The 18,622-nt window shown below is 71.9% G+C and carries 14 protein-coding genes and 2 pseudogenes; 6 read left to right on the top strand and 10 right to left on the bottom strand.

Annotated elements, in window-relative coordinates:
- Window positions 1–134: 134 nt before the first annotated feature.
- The 8 genes from ACIRFL_RS28200 to ACIRFL_RS28165 all read right to left on the bottom strand — a co-directional run bounded on the left by ACIRFL_RS28200 (window position 135) and on the right by ACIRFL_RS28165 (window position 10,754).
- Window positions 135–581: a universal stress protein gene (locus tag ACIRFL_RS28200; protein WP_404033816.1), complete on the bottom strand. Its 447-nt coding sequence runs from the start codon at window positions 579–581 to the stop codon at window positions 135–137.
- A gap of 118 nt (window positions 582–699) precedes the next feature.
- Window positions 700–3,018, bottom strand: coding sequence for a glycoside hydrolase family 3 N-terminal domain-containing protein (locus ACIRFL_RS28195; RefSeq protein WP_404033814.1), 2,319 nt, complete (start codon window positions 3,016–3,018; stop codon window positions 700–702).
- The gene (locus ACIRFL_RS28190) at window positions 3,015–4,949 is read right to left on the bottom strand and encodes a cellulase family glycosylhydrolase (protein ID WP_404033812.1); all 1,935 of its coding nucleotides are present in this window, start codon (window positions 4,947–4,949) and stop codon (window positions 3,015–3,017) included. The genes ACIRFL_RS28195 and ACIRFL_RS28190 overlap by 4 nt, the downstream gene beginning before the upstream one ends.
- 91 nt (window positions 4,950–5,040) lie before the next feature.
- On the bottom strand, window positions 5,041–6,090 hold the full coding sequence (locus tag ACIRFL_RS28185) for a LacI family DNA-binding transcriptional regulator (RefSeq protein ID WP_404033810.1): 1,050 nt from the start codon (window positions 6,088–6,090) through the stop codon (window positions 5,041–5,043).
- Window positions 6,087–6,914 (bottom strand): carbohydrate ABC transporter permease, encoded by an 828-nt coding sequence (locus ACIRFL_RS28180; RefSeq protein WP_404033808.1) that lies wholly within the window; start codon window positions 6,912–6,914, stop codon window positions 6,087–6,089. The genes ACIRFL_RS28185 and ACIRFL_RS28180 overlap by 4 nt, the downstream gene beginning before the upstream one ends.
- A 13-nt stretch (window positions 6,915–6,927) precedes the next feature.
- On the bottom strand, window positions 6,928–7,866 hold the full coding sequence (locus tag ACIRFL_RS28175) for a carbohydrate ABC transporter permease (protein WP_404033806.1): 939 nt from the start codon (window positions 7,864–7,866) through the stop codon (window positions 6,928–6,930).
- Between the two features lie 52 nt (window positions 7,867–7,918).
- Window positions 7,919–9,205 (bottom strand): ABC transporter substrate-binding protein, encoded by a 1,287-nt coding sequence (locus tag ACIRFL_RS28170; RefSeq protein WP_404033804.1) that lies wholly within the window; start codon window positions 9,203–9,205, stop codon window positions 7,919–7,921.
- 676 nt (window positions 9,206–9,881) lie between these two features.
- Window positions 9,882–10,754, bottom strand: coding sequence for an endonuclease/exonuclease/phosphatase family protein (locus ACIRFL_RS28165; RefSeq protein ID WP_404033802.1), 873 nt, complete (start codon window positions 10,752–10,754; stop codon window positions 9,882–9,884).
- Window positions 10,755–10,961: 207 nt separating this feature from the next.
- On the opposite strand from ACIRFL_RS28165, the gene ACIRFL_RS28160 reads away from it, so the two are divergent.
- From ACIRFL_RS28160 to ACIRFL_RS28150, 3 genes and pseudogenes are all read left to right on the top strand, one after another.
- Window positions 10,962–11,156 (top strand): GntR family transcriptional regulator, encoded by a 195-nt coding sequence (locus ACIRFL_RS28160; RefSeq protein ID WP_404033800.1) that lies wholly within the window; start codon window positions 10,962–10,964, stop codon window positions 11,154–11,156.
- A gap of 84 nt (window positions 11,157–11,240) precedes the next feature.
- Window positions 11,241–11,390: pseudogene (locus ACIRFL_RS28155) on the top strand (glycosyl hydrolase 53 family protein); the annotation flags it as partial.
- A gap of 55 nt (window positions 11,391–11,445) precedes the next feature.
- A complete protein-coding gene (locus ACIRFL_RS28150) occupies window positions 11,446–12,546 on the top strand; it encodes a glycosyl hydrolase 53 family protein (protein ID WP_404033798.1) in 1,101 nt (366 codons plus the stop codon).
- Here ACIRFL_RS28150 and ACIRFL_RS28145 read toward each other — a convergent pair.
- Complete coding sequence (locus ACIRFL_RS28145) at window positions 12,506–13,234, bottom strand: FadR/GntR family transcriptional regulator (RefSeq protein WP_404033796.1); 729 nt, start codon at window positions 13,232–13,234, stop codon at window positions 12,506–12,508. The two genes, ACIRFL_RS28150 and ACIRFL_RS28145, sit on opposite strands and share 41 nt — an antisense overlap.
- Before the next feature lie 153 nt (window positions 13,235–13,387).
- On the opposite strand from ACIRFL_RS28145, the gene ACIRFL_RS28140 reads away from it, so the two are divergent.
- From ACIRFL_RS28140 to ACIRFL_RS28130, 3 genes and pseudogenes are all read left to right on the top strand, one after another.
- The gene (locus tag ACIRFL_RS28140; RefSeq protein WP_404033794.1) at window positions 13,388–15,769 is read left to right on the top strand and encodes a beta-galactosidase; all 2,382 of its coding nucleotides are present in this window, start codon (window positions 13,388–13,390) and stop codon (window positions 15,767–15,769) included.
- The gene (locus ACIRFL_RS28135) at window positions 15,762–16,661 is read left to right on the top strand and encodes an ABC transporter substrate-binding protein (protein ID WP_404033792.1); all 900 of its coding nucleotides are present in this window, start codon (window positions 15,762–15,764) and stop codon (window positions 16,659–16,661) included. The genes ACIRFL_RS28140 and ACIRFL_RS28135 overlap by 8 nt, the downstream gene beginning before the upstream one ends.
- Before the next feature lie 46 nt (window positions 16,662–16,707).
- Window positions 16,708–17,490 (top strand): annotated as a pseudogene (locus ACIRFL_RS28130) (transposase family protein).
- A 193-nt stretch (window positions 17,491–17,683) separates the two neighbouring features.
- On the opposite strand, the gene ACIRFL_RS28125 reads toward ACIRFL_RS28130, so the two are convergent.
- A complete protein-coding gene (locus ACIRFL_RS28125) occupies window positions 17,684–18,577 on the bottom strand; it encodes an SMP-30/gluconolactonase/LRE family protein (protein WP_404033790.1) in 894 nt (297 codons plus the stop codon).
- Window positions 18,578–18,622 lie beyond the last annotated feature (45 nt).

Raw genomic sequence — 18,622 nt, 5'->3', positions numbered from 1 at the left:
GGGGGCGGGGGCGGGCGGGGGGGGGGGGGGGGGCGGCGGGGGGGGGGGGGGGCCGCGCCCGCCCCCCCCCCGCGCCGCGGCCGCCCCGCCCCCCCCCCCCCCCCCCCCCCCCCCCCCCCACGACCTCGATCGCGTCAGTCCTTGTCGGTGCCGGTGCCCTCCGCGGTCTCGGGCACGAGGAGGATCGCCGCGCGGCTGATGTGCGCGACGGCGTCGCTGACCCGGGGGTTGAACAGGGTTTCGAGCGAACCGCGGTGGTGCGGGCTGAGCACCAGGAGGTCCGCCTGGAACTCCTCGGCGGTGGCGGCGATGGTCGCGGCGATCTGGGTGGTCAGTCCCTCGGTGAGGGCGCCCTCGGCGTCGACGTCCGCGTCACGCAGGGCGCGGACGGCCTCGTCGAGGACGGCCTTGGCCTCCGTGTCGTCCTCCAGGGGGACGACCGCGGCGAGCGTGGCCGTGGACGGGGCGACGTGCAGGACCTTGACCTTGGCACCGGTCAGCCGGGCCATGTCACCGGCGAGCCGGACGACGGCGTGCCGGGCGGGGCTGGAGTCGACGGCGACAAGGATGCGGTGGAACATGGATCTCTCTTTTCCTCTTCCGACCACCTGGTGGCGTGATCGATCATGCGCCTCAACAACGGCACGGCCCGGAAGTGTTCCGCCCGGCCGGGAGGTTTCCCCGATCTTGGCCTGGGATTCACCTCGCCCGGAGTCTCGCCGCAAGGCCGTCGATCCGCAGTCGCGCCCCCTGGGTGCGATCGGCCGAGGGACCCGTCTCCAGCAGGACCTCACCCGGCTCCACGACCTGCTCCAGATCCCGGTCCAGCGAGGCCAGGGTGTCGGCGTCGACGGTGAAGACGGCCTCCGCGCTCGCACCCGGGGGCAGGTCGAGCGGGACGAAGCCGCGCAGTTCCCGGACGCGCGGCCATGACGTGCCGCCCGACACCCGGCGCACATACAGCTGGACCGTCTCGCGCGCCGGACGGCGGCCGGTGTTGCGGACGGTGACCCGGCAGACGAGCTTCGGGTCGTCCGCGCTCACGCGGTCGCGGGACAGCCGGGGCGGTTCGTGCACGAGCGTCGTGTACGACAGGCCGTGGCCGAACGGATGGGCGGCGCTCGCCGGCTGGTCGACGTATCCGCGGTAGCCGTGGTCCTTGCCGTTGTAGAACACGGGCAGGTGTGCCGCCGAGCGCGGGACGGAGACCGGGAGCCGGCCCCCCGGCTCGGCACGGCCGAACAGCACATCGGCCACGGCCCGCCCGCCCCACGGCCCCGGATACCAGGCGCTGAGCACGGCCGTCGCCGTACCCGGGTGCGCCGGCAGGGCGTGCGGACGGCCCTGGACGAGCACCACGACCGTCGGCACGCCGGTCGCCGCCACCGCCTCCCACAGCGCCGACTGCCCCTCGGGAAGCGACAGATCGGCCAGGTCGACGCCCTCCCCGCAGGTCATCTGGGAGGGCGGCCCGGCGGTCACGAGCGCCGCCCCGTTGGAGTCGAACACGGTGTCCCCGGAGCGCGCGCTGGACCCGCCGAGGACCAGTACGGCGGCATCGCAGGAGGCCGCGAGCCGGGCCGCCCCCGGCACCCCCGAGACATCCCCGCCCACCAGGTCGCAGCCCCGGGCATGCACCACCTCGGCGTCGCCGGCCGCCGCGCGGATGCCGTCCAGGACGGTGATGCCGACGCCGGGACGCTGCGGCGCCGTGTAGTCGCCGATCTGCTGGGCGACGGAGTCGGCGTTCGGACCCAGCACCGCGATCCGGGACACCGCCGGGGACAGCGGGAGCACATCGCCCTCGTGGGTGAGCAGGGTGATCGAGGCGCGGGCCACCCGTTCGCTCAGCTCCACCGGATCGGGTCCGCCCCGGTCAGGCGCCACAGCGGGGGTGTGCGGCCGGTCGAAGAGACCCAGACGGAACTTCAGGGTCAGCACCCGGGCCACGGCGGCGTCCAGCGCCCGCTCGTCGACAAGGCCCCGCTCGACCGCCTCCCCGAGCCGGGGAAAACACTCGTCCCACAGGCTCAGGTCACAGCCCGCGTCGAGGGCCAGCGCGCCCGCCGCCACCGGATCGCCGGTGAGCCGGACCAGCCGGTCCACCGCGCCGCCGTCCGCCATCACGATGCCGTCGAAACCCCACCGCTTTCGCAGCAGCCCCGACAACAGGGCGCGGTTGGCGACACACGGCAGGCCGTCGAACTCGTTGTAGGCCGCCATCACACCGGCCGCCCCGGCGCGCAGGCCCGCCCGCGCCGCCGCGAGATGGATCTCGTGCAGCTCGCGGACACCGAGTTCGGTGGCGGCGCTGTTGCGCCCGCCGACGGTGGCGCCCTGGCCCGCGAAGTGCTTCAGGACGACGGCGACCCCGGCCCGGTCCGCGCCCTCGACCAGCGCCTCGGTCAGCCGCGCCGCCAGATACGGGTCCTCCCCGAAGCACTCCTCGGCCCGCCCCCAACGGGGGTCGCGGACCAGGTCGAGCGCCGACACCAGGGCCACATGCCCGCCGCGGGCCCGCAGTTCGGCGGCGGCGGCCTCGGCGGCCTCGGCGTACAGCTGCGGGTCCCAGGTCGCGCCGACCGCCAGGTTGACCGGCAACACCGTGCCGTCCAGGGCCTGATGGCCGTGCGGCATCTCCTCCACCAGCAGCACCGGAATGCCCAGCCTGCTGTGCTCGACCACATAACGCTGCACCATGGCGCTGACCCGGGCACCGTCCGCCCCCTCGATGCCCGAGCCGAAACCGACCCCGGACCAGGCGTCGGCCCGCTGCAGCCCGTACAGCGCGCCCATCCCGCCGAACGCGGCGACCTCCGCCTCGAACGCCTCGGTCAGCCGGTGCCCGCCGTCGTCGCGCTCATAGGCCTGCCAGCCGTACATGCGCTGGTTGACCTGCCCGACCTTCTCCGCCGGCGTCATCCGGGACAGCAGATCACGCACCCGCTCCGGTATCGGCGCCGCGGGATCGCGGTAGCGCGCGCCCGGCCCGGCCGCGCCCGTCTGCGCCGCGTTCACCGCAGCTCCAGGACCGCGACGCCGTACGGCTCCAGCGTGACCTCGGTGACCGGCGCGCCCGAGGCCGGCACGTGCAGTGTGCCGTCGCTGACCGGGGTCACCCGCAGCGTCGTGGGGCACTGACTCACCAGCCACACGAAGCGCCGGCCGTCCGCGTGCATCAGCAGGTCGGCCGCGACGCGCGGATCGTCCACCGTCACCGGCCGGCGCACCCCGGCGACCTCCGCGAGCGCGGCGTACAACCGGTGCGTCCGGTCCGGGTTGGCGCCCGGGGTGCGGGCGGCCATGTGCTCCAGCGGGTAGGTGGCGAGCACCGTACGGCCCGCGCCGGTCTCGTTGACCAGCAGGGCCGGACGGCCCCGCGCGTCGACCGCGACGACGCGGCCCTCCTTGGGGACCACCGGCAGATAGGCGCGGCTGTCCGCGTTGCCGGCGACCGGGAAGCGCAGCACCTCGCCCGCGCGCAGGGCGCCGAAGTCCTCCGTGAACGTCATCTCCAGCACATCGTCCTCGATCGGCTCGGCGACGCCGTACGACAACTGCAGCTCCACCCCGAACAGTCCGTCCAGGTCGTCGAACCAGGGACCGCGGGTGACGGGGTGCTCGCCCGAGCAGAACGACAGATAGACGGTGGCGCCCGCCTCGGCCCTGCGCAACAGCTCCCGGCGGGTGCGGGCGGTGAGCTGGCGGGTGGCCGGCAGCAGATACAGCGCGGCCTCGCCGGGCAGCCCGTCGGCCTCCCGGTTCAGGGCCACCGGCAGGTCGGCGGCCCGCGCGCTGACGTAACTCTGGTGCAGGGACGTGAAGATGAGCGGCCGGTCGGCGGGCCTGCTGTAGGGGTAGCCGCGCTCAAGGAAGGCCGGCACCACCAGCGCGGCGTCGGCGTCCGCCCGGGCGCAGCGGGCGAAGTCGACCTCGCGCAGCACCTCGGCGAAGGCGGCGAGTTCGCGCAGCGGCTCCTTCGGCGCGCCCGTGCCGTCGGTGATCCCGAAGTGCATCTCGAAGGGGTGGTGGTCGTACGGGGAGCGGTCCCACAGGTCGTCGTAGTCGGTGTTGTTCCAGGCGATCCAGCCGGTGGCGCCGCCGAGCAGCGAGTTGTGCAGGGTCTGGCGGTAGTAGATCCCGGCGTTGCGCGCCGAGACGGTGTCGGTGGACAGTCCGAACTCCTCCAGGACGACGGGCTGTCCGGTGACGGAGGCGAGTTCGCACTCGAAGGCGGCCCGGTAGTGCTGCCGGGTCCGGTCGGTGTCCGAGCGGTAGACGTGCGGGCCGACGAAGTCGACGTACTCGGCGGTCTCGCGCAGCGAGAAACCGTTGTCGTTGCCGGTCACCTCGATGCCCCAGGCCCCGTCCCCGAGCGACACCGGCTGGGTGCCGCCCGCGGCGCGCACCGCGTTGCACATCGCCTGGGCCCACGCCGTGACCACGTCGGAGGACGGCGGGTCCACCTGGTAGACCCGGCCGTATCCGGGCATCTCGTTGGTGATCAGCCAGCCGGTGACCGCCGGATGGTCCTTGAAGCGGCGGGTCATCTGCGACACGAACCAGGCCTGGCGGCCCACCATCCACACGTCCTCGTACAGGTCACGGCCGCCGCGCCAGGCCGGGTCCCAGTTCTCGCCGGACATGTGGCCGACGATGAACGTGGGCACCGTGCCCATGCCGGTCTCCTGGTGCGCGTCCAGGAAGTCCCGGAAGTGCGCGCACAGCGACTCGTCGATCCGGTGCGGCTCGGGGTGGAAGTCGGGCCAGTAGAAGAAGGACCGGGTCATCGTCAGGCCGTGGTCGCGCAGGACCCGTAGTTCCTCGCGGACGGTCTTGCGGTCGTAGTCCCGCCACATCAGGGGGCCGCCGGTGCGCGACCAGAAGTTGGCGCCGAGCCAGGGCAGCACGGCGGGGTGGTGGGAGAGCTGGGCGCTGTGGCGTCGCATGGTCCTTCTCGGGTCGGTGCGGGTGCGGGGGGTGAGGGACTTTCGGGGGCGTACAGAAAAGGGGAACGGCAGGCGTGGCGGCACAGGCCCCCTAGGGCAGGTCCGGGGCCGGTCCTGTGGACTCGCGGACCACCAGGCGCGGTCTGTCGCCCAGCGGCAGCTCCACGACCTCCTCGCCGCACAGGGCGAGCAGCAGCCGGGCCGCGGCGGCGCCGACGCGCTGCACCTGCTGGTCGACGGTGGTGAGCCGGGGATGCAGCCAGCGGCCGAGCGGCAGATTGTCGTAGCCGACCACCGACAGGTCCCGCGGCACGCCGAACCCGGCGCGCTGCGCGGTGCCGATGCCGCACACGGCCATGGAGTCGTTCGCGTACACGATCGCCGTGGGGCGGCCGGCGGCGGCCAGCAGCGCCTCGGTCGCGCCGACCGCAGACCGCTCGGTGAAGTCGGTGTGCAGCACGGCGAACGGCCGCAGCCCCGCCGCCTTCAGGGCCGTCTCGAACGACTGCCGGCGCAGCCGGGTGTGCTGCAGCTCCGCCGGGCCCGCCACATAGGCGATCCGGCGGTGGCCGAGGCCCACCAGGTGCTCCACCACCTCCCGGACCCCGGCGCCCTGCTGTCCCAGGCCGACACGCGGTACGCCGGTGGAGCCGTCCGGCGCGCCGAGCAGCACCGCGGGCAGCCCGAGCCGGGCCAGCAGGGCGGGCCGGGAGTCGTCGGCGCGCGCGTCGGTCAGCACGGCGCCGTCCACCCGCCCCTCGGCGGCGAACCGCTCGTACAGGGCGTTCTCCTCGCGTGGATCGGTGACCAGGTGCAGCACCAGGCCGTAGCCGCGGGGCGCCAGTTCGCCCTCTATGCCGGTGATCAGCTCGCTGAAGTGCGGGTCGGCGCCCAGGACGTCGGTGGGCCGCCGCACGACCAGCGCGAGCGCACGGGTGCGGGCGCTGCGCAGGGCCGCCGCGGACGCGCTGGGGGACCAGCCGAGTTCCACGGCCGCGTCCAGGATGCGCCGCCGGGTGGCCTGCGACAGCCGGCCCTTGTCGTTGAACGCCTGCGAGACCGCGGCGGTCGACACCCCGGCCGCCGCGGCCACCGCCTTGATGGTGGGCCGCCGGCCCGCCTTCCGCGCCGTCTCGCTCACAGCTTGACCGCCCCGTTGACCAGGGCCTGCTGCATCCGCTTCTGGAGGACCGTGTACACCACCCACACCGGGACGAGGGTGAGGACGGTGCCCGCGGTCAGCACACCGTAGTCCGTGCCGGTGATCGACTTCAGTGTGGGCAGGGCGACTTGAACGGTGCGCTGCGCCGGGTCCGGGCCGATGATGACCAGCGAGTACAGGTACTCGTTCCAGAAGGTCAGGAAGTTCAGCAGCAGCACGGTCGCGATGCCGGGCAGGCACATCGGCGTGTACACGTGCCGCAGCACCGCGTAGGTCGACGCCCCGTCCATCCGGGCGGCCTCCTCCATCTCGCGCGGGACGGTCCGCATGAACTGCACGAGGATCACCACGGACAGCGGCATCGCGGTGGCCGGCAGGAACAGCACCATGAAGGTGCGGGTGTGGAAGAGACCGGTCGCCGCCGCCAGCAGGAAGGTGGGGAACAGGGCGGCGAAGGTGGGGATGAGGAAGCCGAGCGAGAACACCTTCTCGATCGCCGAGGCCCATCGCCCCCTGGAGCGGGCCAGCGCGAAGGCGGCGGGCACGGCGAGCAGCAGGGTCAGCGCCAGCGAAAGGACCGTCACCAGGGCCGAGTTGACGACGGCGAGTCCGAGGTCGGCGCCGCTGAACGCCGTGCTGAAGTTCCCGAAGGAGAACGACGAGGGCAGCGCGAAGGGGCGGCCGAAGATCTCGTCGTTGGTCTTGAACGCGGAGACGACGAAGTAGTACAGCGGCACGACGAGCAGCACCGCATACGTCCACACCAGCACATGGGCCGGGAGCCAGCGTTTGCCGAGCTTCATGGGGCTGCTCCGATCAGTAGGTCTGCCGGAAGGCGCGGCGGATGCCGAGCAGCCCGACGAGTCCGGCGAGGAAGAGGATGACGCCGACGGTCTGGCTGTAGCCGAGGTCGGCGGCGATGAACGCCTTCTGGTAGACGAGGAACGACAGGGTGGTCGATGAGGTGCCGGGGCCGCCCTGCGTCAGCAGCAGCACGTGCTGGGCGGAGCCGAACAGCGTCCACAGGAACTGAAGCATCGTCACCACGCCGACATAGTCACGGATCACCGGGAAGTGGATCGCCCACATGGTCCGCCAGTGCCCGGCCCCGTCCAGCTGCGCCGCCTCGCCCAGTTCGTCCGGCACGCTGTTCAGCCGCGCCGCGAACAGCACCGCCGTGAACCCGATCCCGCTCCAGACGTCCAGCGCGATCAGACAGGCCAGCGCCGTCGACGGGGAGGCGAGCCAGGCATCGGTGAGCGAGCCAAGACCCAGGCCCTTCAGGGCGCCGTTGAGCAGTCCGTCCGGCGACAGCGCGGCGTAGAACACCATCGCCTTCGCGGGCGTGGAGATCAGCCCCGGGACGAACAGCAGATACCGGATGATCCGGTGGCCCGGCGGGCGCTGCGCCACGTAGTAGCCGAGCATGTACGCGCAGGCGATCATCACGGGCAGGGCGACGGCCAGTTGGACCGCGGTGTTGCGGGTCGCGTCCCAGAACACCGGGTCGGCGAGGACCGTGCGCACATTGCCGAGACCCGCGAACGACACCGGTTGCAGCATGCCCGGCCAGTGCAGGGCCGCGATCACGAAGATGGCGAGCATCGGCCCGACCATGAACACCAGGTACCAGGCCAGGGCCGGCACGGCCAGGACGGTGCCGCCCTGCCGTGGGCCGCCGCGGCCCGTGCGCGGGGAGGGCGGTGCGGTGCGGCGGGCCGCGGCGGTGCCCGGTGGTGACGTCAGCGTCGTCATGCGAGGACTCCCGTGTACGGGGGCTTGGGGAACGGGGGAGCGGGCCGGCGGCTCATGCGGACCGGTACGCGGCTTCCAGCAGGGCGCGGACCTTGGCCGCGCCGGTGCCCCACGTGAAGGCGGTGCTGGTGGCGGTGATCAGCGGCTGGGTGGCGGCGGGCGGCACGTACACGTCGGGCAGCAGGACCTGGCTGACGTCCCCGCCGAGCCGCTGCGCCGCGGCGACCAGCGGGAAGCCGGTGCTGACGGTGTCCGTGCGCACGGCCATGTCCCGGCCGCTCTCGGTGACGAACCGGGAGACGGTGTCCGGGCGGTACATGAAGCGCAGGAACTTCTCGACGTGCCCGATCTTGCGCACGCCGTTCGGGCTGATCCAGAACCCGATGAGGGTGAAGGCCCGGATCACGGTCGGCCTGTCGTGCGCGGCGCCCGGCCCAAGCGGCCAGCCGCCCACCTCGGTGTGCCGGGCCACCTCCTCGGGCACCTTCGCGAGCGCCGACGACATCGCCGACTGGATCGCCGCTTCCTCGGTATTGAACTGCGTCGTCATCGAGTCGGAGGTCAGGCCCTGTGCCTTGTCCGCGAACACGCCGGCGTCGCGCAGCGCCACGAAGTAGTCGATGCCGTCGCGCACCGCGCGGCCGCCGAAGTCCCCCGTCGAGTAGACGTGCCGGGCCTCGTCCTCGGTGAGATAGGTCTGGATGATCTGCGCGAGCAGCTTCTGCCCGGTCCAGTCGTTGCCGCCGACGGTGACGGGGGCGATGCCCTTGGCGCGCAGCCTGCGGGCGGCGGCGATGAGCTGGTCGCCGGTGGTGGGCACGGCATCGACGCCGGCCCGGTCCAGCAGCGCCCGGTTGTAGGCGACCGGCCAGTTGGTGGCGAAGTACGGGAAGGCCCGCACCCGCCCGCGGGCATCGGTCCACGCCGCCAGCGCGGCGGGCAGCACGCGCTCACGCAGCCCCCACTCATCGAGGTACGGGCCGACGTCGACCGTGGCGTCCACGTCCGTCCAGGCCAGCGTCTTGTCGTAGAGGTTGACCATGACGACGTCGGCCTCCTTGCGGGCCAGGCGCGAGGTCTCGTAGACCTGGCCCAGGTCGTCGCCGTTGATCAGGTTCTTCAGCTTCAGGCCCGGGTTCTCCTTGCGGAACCGGTCCAGCGCCGAGAGATAGGTGGGGGAGCCCGGAGCCGTCGTACCCAACTGGGTGTGGACGACCAGGGTGTCCGGATCGGAGTCCGCCGCGGCCAGCGACGAGCAGCCGGCGAGGGCGGGCAGGGCGGCCGCGGCGAGGCCGGAGCCGGCGGCGAGAAGGCCGCGCCGAGTCAGCGAGGAGCGCACAGCGGGATGTCTCCAACCAGACGGTTAATGATTGGTTAATCGATGTACCCCGGGAGGTGCGAGGACATTAGGAGCCCCACCGCCCCAGGTCAACCCCTTGACACGGGGAACTTTCGGGGCGCCGGACGGGAGTGAGCGGCTTGGGATCGGCGGCGCCGGATGGGTACGAGCGGCTTGGGACGGGCGGCTTGGGATGGGCGGCGGCGTGGTTCTCGGCCACCGGCCGGGAGGCCGACGGCTGTCGGCGGGCGCCTGCGTCAGGGCCGGCATCGCACGCCGGGGCACGACCGCGGGATCGGCGCGGCCGAGCGTCAGAGCATCCGGCCGCGCTCGCAACTGGCCCGCCGCCGTGGCCGGTTCACCTTCCAGCAGGGCAGGGCGCCCGGGGCGAACGGCACCCGGGTATGGCCGAGGCTGTGCTCGTTCCGGGCGGGCCGGCAAGGCCCGGCGGCGCCTGCCCGGTCGCGGGTACCGTCCGGCGCCACCGTGCCCCGCCTCGGTTGAGGCTTCCAACGGCGTATCGGCGAGGTGGGATCGGTGCGCTGCATCGCCGACACCGAGCCCGTCCTCGCTCAGCGGCGCCGGACACCTGGTCGTGCTGGAGGCCGGGACCGTCGGACAGCGCCGCCCGCCGCGTCCGGGCGGTGATGCGGCCGGGCCCGCGAGCCGTCCTGGGTCAGCGACCGTGCCGCCGGACCAGGAGGTCGGCGACCACCGGCCGGTGGTCCGACGCCTCGGTGGCGACCTCGTGCGCGCCGGTCACGGTGACCTCGGGCGAGACGGTCACCAGGTCGATGCGGGAGACCGGGTCGATCGCCGGGTACGTCGTGCCGCCGTTCGGGGCCGCGTCCGCCAGCGGCCCCCACAGCTTCGCCAACTCAGGCGCGCCCGCCTCGGCGTTGAAGTCACCGACGAGGACCTTCGGCCCCCGGTCCGCGGCGAGGATGCCGAGCATGTCGTCCACCTGGGCGCGCCGGACCGCGGGGTCCGTGCGGTAGTCCAGGTGGGTCGAGTAGAAGTGCACGAGGGTGCCGCGGGCCCGGACCGTCACCTCGGCGAACCCGGGCGCGGGAGCGGGCACGGGATCGGGGACCTGGGTGGACAGCCGGGTGATCTCGTGGTTCTCGGCGGCGGCCACCGGAAGGCGGCTGAGCACCGCCACCCCGTACTGCCGCCGCTCGGTGCGCTCCGCGGCGGGCGGCAGGTCGTAGATCGGAGCGAAGTAGGCCCGCATGCCCAGCCGTTCGGCGAGTTGCCTCGCCTCGTCGGCGAAGCCGCTGCGGGCGCCCCAGTGCACGTCGACCTCCTGGAGGCCGATCACATCGGCGCGCAGGCCGCGGATCGCCGCCGCGGTGCGGTCGAGATCGAAGACCCCGTCCTGCCCGGCTCCGGCATGGATGTTGTACGTGGCCACGCGCAACGGCACGGCAGTCGCGGCCGGCCGGTCCGCCGATGCCGCGCCGGGCGATGCCGCGCCGAGCGTGGCGGCGGCGCCGAGCAGAGCGGCGAGCAGGGCGCGACGAGTGGACCGTCGGATGCTGCGATTCACACAAACCTCCGGATCTGAGTGCGGTGGGCCCGCGCCGAACGAGGTGCGCGGTGTCCGGGGCGAGCGGGGGTGAGTATGCCCCGCGACACGACCACCCGTGCCACGGCGACCCAACGGGACCAGTCGGCCGCCCACTGCCCGGTGGGGCAGCGTGGCATGATGCCTGACATGGGGACAGACGGCCGCTCGGGGACCCACGATCGCGTTGTGGCAAGCATCGGTGCTTCCATCGTGGCCGGTGAACTCCAGCCCAACGATGACCTCGACGTCGCCGAGCTGCAGGTACGGTTCGGAGCCAGCCGAACCGCCATCCGGGAAGCCTTGCGCGTGCTGACGGCCAAGGGCCTCATGGGCGCCCGGCCGCGACGTGGAACGTTCGTGGCGCCCCGCACGCGAGGCTGACCTTCGTCCAGGTGTCGCCGGTGACCGGCAGGTCCACACGTCGCCGACGCGGTCGAGAACGCCAAGGCTGCCAAGGCCCGCGGCATGAAGATCTTCCTCTCGCTGCACTACAGCGACTGGTGGACGAACCCGGGGATCCAGGCCCGGCCGCAGGCGTGGAAAGGCCTGAGCCAGGCCCAACTCGAGCAGGCCACTGGCGACTTCACGACGAGCGTGCTCAGCGCGCTCAAGGCCAACGGCGTCACCCCGGCCTACATCTCCATCGGGAACGAGATCAACTCGTCCCTGAATGGACGTCAGCCGCTACACCTCTCCGGATCAGTACTTCGGCCTCCTGCACGCGGGATCCGAAGCCGCCAAGGCCGCTTCGCCGTCCAGCAGGATCGTCATGCATCTGACGTCACCCGACCGCACGGACTACGCGGACTGGATCGCAGGTGCCAAGGCCCGTGGCGTCCCCTACGACCTCATCGGCCTGTCGCTGTACCCGTACTGGACCGGCCTGTCGATCGCCTCGATGACCAACTTCGCCACCTGGGCCTCGACCACCAGTGGCAAGCGGGCCATGATCTGCGAATTCGGCGCCGCATGGAACGACAAGCCCTACGGCGCCGACGAGACGACCCAGATCGGGGAGAACGGTCTCGACATCGACGGACCGGAGAACTACGGTGCCAGCACTGCGGGGCAGTACCGCTATCTGCGTGAGTACATGCGGTCCATGGCCAACACGGGCGAGGTCGATGCCATGAGCTACTGGGACCCGATCTCCATCGACGGGGGCAACGGCCCCGACCCCTACGGCTGGGTGGTCGGCGGGGACAAGTCCGACGAGAACACCTCCCTGTTCGACTACAGCTTCCCGCACAAGCCGGTGCAGGGGCTCGACGCCTTCACCACCTACTGGCCGAGCCGGGGCGGCCGCCTGCGTGCGTGCGCGGAGGCGGACGACTGCAGAGTGCGGGAAGGTGTGCAGCTCGGTGGCAGGACAGCGCACGCGTCGAGACCTGCGCAGCGCTCGCCGGGACCTACTGCCGGGGCCCTGTCACCCGTGCTACGCGCCCGGAGGGCACATTCCCCCAGGGACGCTCGCCAGGTGCAGTCACACCTGGCCAGCGGCCGTCACGGGACTGAACGACCCTGCCCCACCACGACGCCCCTGACGTCAGACGATGGTTCTGCCGTCGCGAGACGTACGGCCCGCAGTCCGTGCCGGCCTGGCTGTGACCCGCGACTGGTGAGGGGCTTGCCTCCATCGCCAGCAGGGCCGGTCCGTTCCTGTGCGAGAGCCGCCCTGCGCATTGCTGCAGGGCGGCTCTCGCGGCTCTTTCCACCAGGACCGTCGGCGTCTACGAGCGCTGCGGCGGTCCGGTGGGCACGTCGCCGGTGATCTGATCGAGGTCGTGTGTGGCCTGGGCGAGCAGGTCGAGCATGGCCAGCTCCGCGCGAGCCGCGTCCTGATCGCGGACCGCGTCGAGCACAGCCTGGTGGCTGGGGATCGGGTCGGCGGCCCGAGCGTGGGAGTGAACCACGCGATCACGCTCGCGCAGTCCCGGCTCCAGGAGCAGGTCCATCCGGGCCAGCATCTCGTTGCCGGTCGCATTGAGCAGCGCACGGTGGAAGGCGGCGTCCGCCTCGGCGTGTTCCGCCGCGGAGCGGGTGTGGGCCTCCGCCATGGCGTCGAGCGCTGTCTGCATGGCGTGCAGGTCCTCGTCGGTGCGGTGGAGCGCGGCCCGGTGCGCGGCCGCGGGTTCCACGATGGAGCGCACATCGGCCAGGTCGCGCATCAGGCGCATGCTCCCGCCGCTCTCCACCTGCCAGCGGATGAGGTCCGCGTCGAGCAGGTTCCAGTGCTTGCGCTCGCGGACGAACGTGCCGCGCTTCTGGCGTGCGTCGATCAGGCCCTTGCCGGCCAGCACCTTCATGGACTCGCGCATGACAGTCAGGCTGACGTCCAGCTCCTCGCCGAGCGCCCGCAGGTCGAGGATCGCGCCTTCGGGCAGGTCACCGCCAACGATGCGAGTGCCGAGCTTGTGCACGATCTGCCCGTGCACACCTCTGCCCGTGTAGGACGCCATGTGGAGTTCTCCTTGCGGCTGGGAGTGATGTAGTGCCGGAACATGTCCCATCGTAGCGCTGGGCGTTAATTATGAATACATCTTGACAGGGGTGCGGCCCCCACCCACGATGAACGCACTTCACCGAGCCGCTGTTGTAGGAGCCGATTCCTCATGTTGTCCCTGCATGCCTCCGGAGCGCCCCCGGTCCTGAGCGGGCATCTGCCCATGGGCAGTTCCGCCACCGCACCGCATTCGCTGACCGTGGACAGCCAGAGCCTGATCCGGGACGGCCGGCCCTGGATCCCCGTGATGGGTGAGTTCCACTTCAGCCGCTATCCGGCTGCCGAGTGGCGCGAGGAACTCCTCAAGATCAAGGCGGGCGGCATCGACCTGGTGGCCACCTACCTGTTCTGGAACCAGCACGAGAACGACCGCGGCACCCTGCGCTTCGACGGCGACCTTGACCTGCGCCGCTTCGTGGAGCTGTGCGCCGAACTCGGCCTGGCCCTCGTGGTCCGGCTCGGCCCGTGGTCCCACGGCGAGGCCCGCAACGGCGGCCACCCCGACTGGCTGCTGAGCGACGCCGAGTGCACCCCGCGCAGCGACGACCCGGCCTACCTCGCCCTCGTCGAGCCGTACTACCGGCGCATCGCCGAGGAACTGCGCGGACTCTTCCACGACGACGGCGGCCCGATCATCGCCCTGCAGGTGGAGAACGAGCTCTACGACAACCCCGGGCACCTGGCCACGCTGCGGGGCATGGCCGAGAAGTTCGGGATGCGGGCCCCGCTGTGGACGGCGACCGCCTGGGGCGCGGCCGACATCCCGCAGGACACCTTGCTGCCGCTGTACGGCGGGTACGCGGAGGAGTTCTGGGTGGACGCCGAGATGGGTCCGGCCCGGGAGATGCGCCGCCACTTCTTCTTCACGCCGATCCGGGACGACCACGCCATCGGCGCCGACCTGAGGGCCGCCTCGTCCACCAGCAGCGGGCCCGACACCAGCCGCTACCCGTACGCCACCTGCGAGTTGGGCGGCGGCATGGCCATCGCCTACCACCGCCGACCGCTCGTACGACCCGCGGACACCACATCGCTGGCGCTGACGAAGCTGGGCAGCGGGTCGGTCTGGCAGGGCTACTACATGTACCACGGCGGCTCACAGCGCGTTGACCTCAAGGAGCCCAACCAGGAGAGCCACGCCACCGGCTACCCCAACGACATGCCGACGGTCACCTACGACTTCCAGGCACCGCTGGGCGAATACGGTCAAGTACGGCCCGTCTTCCACGGGTTGAGGCTCCAGCACCTGCTCCTGCAGAGCTACGGAGCCGACCTGGCCCGGATGCCCCTGGCGCTCCCGGACACCGAACCCACGTCACTGGACGACGACACCACGCTGCGCTGGTCGGTCCGCTCGGCCGGCGACCAGGGCTTCCTGTTCGTCAACAACCACGACCCGTACACCGCGCTGCCCGACCACACGGGAGTGCAGTTCCGTGTCCGGCTCGAGGGCGGCCGTGCCGTCACACTGCCCGCGCAGCCGGTCACCGTCCCGGCCGGAGCGCACTTCGTCTGGCCGATCGGCCTGGACCTGGGCAGCGGCCTGCGCCTGGAGTGGGCGAGCGCGCAGCCGGCCACTCGCATCACGCTCGACGGCGGCACACCCCTGACCGTGCTGGCCGCCGTCGACGGCATCCCCGCCACACTCGCCCTGCCCGCGGACGCCGTCGTCGAGGGCCCGGCCGACGTGGCACACACCGGCGACAACGTCCTGGCCACGATCACCGAACCCGGCACCGGCGCCCTGCTGAGCGTGACCGGCCCGTCCGGCACCGCCAAGGTCCTCGTGCTCTCCCACGAACTGGCCCTGCAGCTCAACAAGGTGCACGCTTACGGCCGTGAACGCCTCGTCCTCAGCGAGGACGTGGTTGCCGCCGACGGTGACGCGCTGCACCTGCACATCTCCTCACCCTCCCCGGCCGTCGCCCTGCTGCCCGCACCGGACGCCCTTCAGAGCGAAGGCGTCGGGCAGCCCACAGCCGACGGGGCCTTCACCCGCTGGCAGTTGTCCGCGGCGCCACACCTGCCGCAGCCGACGTTGGAATGCGCACGGGAGCAGGCGACAGCCGCCCCGGCCCGCGCCGGCGGCACCCACCAGCGGGCCTCCGCGCCGCTCGACGCCGACTTCGACAAGGCGGCCGTCTTCCGGATCACCGTTCCCGCCGAGGCCCTGACCGGCGACGGGGAAACCCTCCTGCGCGTGCGCTACACCGGCGACGCGGCCCGCGCCTACATCAACGGCCAACTCATCGCCGACGACTTCTGGTTCGGACCCGACGGGGAGATCGGACTGCGCCGCCACGCCGAGGCCGCCGCACGCCACGGCATCGAGATCCGGGTGCTGCCACTGGACCCCGCCTCCGTCATCTACGTGGACGCCTCCGCCCGCGCGGGACTGGATGCCGCACAGGACCGCGCCGCAGTCGAAGCGGTCGAGCTGGTGACCGTGCCCCGTATATCCCTGCGCGCCTCGGGAGACGGACGTGACTGAGATCAGCCGCAGAAGTCTGCTGCGGGCAGCCGGTGGCGCGGGTCTGGGACTGCTTGCCGCCCCCGCGCTGGCCGCGTGCGGCAGCTCGTCCGCCGCGCCCCTGCGCTCCGGACACGCAACGATCAGCCTGTGGACCCACGACCCCGGCTACATCAAGGCCTTCCAGGACGCGACCAAGGACACGCGGTTGATGCGCGGTTCGCGCTTCGACTACTCCGTGAAGCCGACCATCGCTGCCGGTAGCGACGTCGTGACCCGCATGATGGCCCAGGCCGTCGCCGATGGCGACACCCCCGACCTCGCCGGGCTCATCGTCGACCAGTTCCCCCGGGTGATGAACGCCCGCATCGCCGAGAACCTCTTCGTCGGCCTGAGCGACACCGTCCGCCCGTTCGGCGACGACCTGCTCAAGCTGGCCCCGTACTCGGTCGACAAGGTTCCCTACGCTCTCGACTCCGACAACTCGATCACGGTCCTCTACTACCGCCAGGACCTGTTCGACACGTACAAGGTGCCCGAGGCCGTCGAGACCTGGGAAGAATTCCTCGAACACGGCGAACGCCTCGCCAAGGACCACAAGACCAGCATCGGCATGGTGTCCACCGGGGACAACGGCGCGATCGTCAACGGCTTCAACCAGTTCCTGCTGCAACGCGGCGGCGGCTTCTTCAACGCCGCCGGCGAGCTGACCCTGGACTCGCCCGAGGCACTGGAAGTCCTGGAGTTCATGACCCGAGGAGTCCGCTCGGGTGCCCTGCTGGCCCTGCCCGACCCCTACGGAGCCGCCTGCGCCGCGGCCCTGAAGTCCGGGCGGCTCGCGGCCACCGCCATGCCCAACTGGTACAACGCCTACGGGCTGCAGGCCAACGTGCCCGACCAGAAGGGCCGTTGACAACAGTTCCGTCGAGGGCCCTGACGGCCTTGTCTACACCGCCCGCCTGCCGCTGTCGAGTGCCACCCTGAACTGACTCGCCGACCTGATACGCGGCCACTGCAAGAAGATCGGCTCCAGGTGGCGGGCACTGCCCTCCGGGAAGATCGCCGGCATCGTGCTGGCGGTACTGCGCTGTGACCAGCGGCCCGGCGACCTGGCCGGCGGCAACGGCATCCACCGCACCACCGTCACCCGCTGGGTGCGCGAGGTCGTCGGCCTGCTGGCCACCCGCGCCCCGCGCCTGGACCGCGCGCTGAAGAAGATCGCCCGAAAGGGTGGCGGGGTGGTGCTGCTGGACGGCTCGGTGGTCCGCACCCGCAGGCGCACCGGGGCCGAGAACCGCAAGAACTACTCGGGCAAGAACAAGTGCCATGGCCTGCTCGTGATCGCGCTCACCGACGACCGCGGCCGACTGCTGTGGGTCTCCGCGGCCCGGCCTGGGCGGACCTCGGAGATCACCGCCTGCCGTCACGACAAACTCACCGCCCATCTCCGCGCGGCCGGCCTCGGCGCTATCGCCGACCTGGGATTCGTCGGACTCGACGACAGCGGCCCGGACACCGACCCCGCGGTGATCACCGGCTACAAGGCCGCCAGGAACCGGCCCCTGACCCGCGGCCAGAAGCTGTCCAACAAGGCGCTGGCGGCCGTGAGGGCGCCGGTCGAGCACGGCTTCGCACACCTCAAGAACTGGCGAGTGCTCGGCAAGGTACGTACCGACCCGAAGTGGGCGACCATGCTGGTGAGGGCCCTGCTGGTCCTGACGAACCGCGAAGTTTCCCGGTGACCGACGATCTACACCGAAGTCATCCGCCCGCGACCAGCACGAGCATCGAGAACCCCATGCACACCAGACCCGTGACCTGCAACTTCACGATGCACACTGCTCAGTCGGAACCAGGTTCGGCTGGGCCGTGTCGAGGGCGGGCAGGGGCGGGCCACCGCGTCGTCCGGGCCCCCGCCCCCTCCCGATCGTGCGGTTAGTCGTGCTGCCTGGCGCTGGGGGTGACCGGAGCGGTGGCCGTGCAGGAGGCGCGGAGCACGGCGCCGTCCCACGGGCCCGGGTCGGCCAGTCCGTACGCGGCCGTCGTCACGACGAGGTGCTGTCCGGTCAGGCAGACGGCGGTGGGCTGCCGGGCGGGAACGTCCACGGTCTGCAGCAGCTGTCCTTGAGGGCTGTAGCGGCGGATCTGGCTGCCGCCCCAGATCGCCGACCAGATACAGCCGTCGGAATCGACCGTCATGCCGTCGGGGCTGCCGTCCTCGGGGTCGATGCGGAACACCGGGCGGCGGTAGGACAGTTCGGCGGTGTCGGGATCGACGCTGAAGGCATCCACCGTGCCTGCGGCGGTGTCGGCGAGATAGAGGGTGCGGCCGTCCGGGCTGAAGACCGGCCCGTTGGGGATGGTCAGCCCGTTCAGGACGCAGGTCACCGAGCCGTCGGTGTTCCACCGGTGCAGCGCGCCCGCGCCGGGGGTGGCGTCGTAGGCCATGGTGCCGGCCCACATCCGCCCGGCGGGATCACAGACCGCGTCGTTCATACGCTGTGGGCCGCCCACCTGGGCGGCCACCGGGATCGTACGGACGATCTTCCCGGCTTCGTCCAGCACGGCGAAGGCCATACCGGTGGCCGCGGCCCAGCCGCGACGGCCCGGGCCGTCCAGCGGGGCGACCGCGCCCAACGGCTCGTCCAGATGCGCCAGTTCCGCCAGGGATGCGGTCTCCTCCTCGGGCAGCCGCAGGAGTCTCCCGGTGAGGATGTCGACGAGGATCACGCTGCCGTCGGACAGCAGACGTGGCCCTTCGCCGAGTTCGAGCCGGTCGGGTGTGACAGGCGTGAACGTGCCTACCGGCTGGTGCGCGGGCACAGACATGGAACGGCCTTTCGGGGCAGGGAGGAACAGGAAGTCGGCTCACTG

The sequence above is a fragment of the Streptomyces sp. NPDC102462 genome (genome assembly GCF_044765425.1).
Lineage (GTDB): Bacteria > Actinomycetota > Actinomycetes > Streptomycetales > Streptomycetaceae > Streptomyces.
Note: the sequence above shows the minus strand (reverse complement) of the source record. Positions and strands in the feature narration are given on the sequence as shown.

Coding starts and splice junctions, on each gene's coding strand:
- ACIRFL_RS28145 (WP_404033796.1), bottom strand. CDS start 13,234: ATGGCGTCCTACACGGGCAGAGGTGTGCACGGGCAGATCGTGCACAAG.
- ACIRFL_RS28125 (WP_404033790.1), bottom strand. CDS start 18,577: ATGTCTGTGCCCGCGCACCAGCCGGTAGGCACGTTCACGCCTGTCACA.
- ACIRFL_RS28175 (WP_404033806.1), bottom strand. CDS start 7,866: ATGACGACGCTGACGTCACCACCGGGCACCGCCGCGGCCCGCCGCACC.
- ACIRFL_RS28200 (WP_404033816.1), bottom strand. CDS start 581: ATGTTCCACCGCATCCTTGTCGCCGTCGACTCCAGCCCCGCCCGGCAC.
- ACIRFL_RS28180 (WP_404033808.1), bottom strand. CDS start 6,914: ATGAAGCTCGGCAAACGCTGGCTCCCGGCCCATGTGCTGGTGTGGACG.
- ACIRFL_RS28190 (WP_404033812.1), bottom strand. CDS start 4,949: ATGCGACGCCACAGCGCCCAGCTCTCCCACCACCCCGCCGTGCTGCCC.
- ACIRFL_RS28140 (WP_404033794.1), top strand. CDS start 13,388: ATGTTGTCCCTGCATGCCTCCGGAGCGCCCCCGGTCCTGAGCGGGCAT.
- ACIRFL_RS28150 (WP_404033798.1), top strand. CDS start 11,446: ATGGACGTCAGCCGCTACACCTCTCCGGATCAGTACTTCGGCCTCCTG.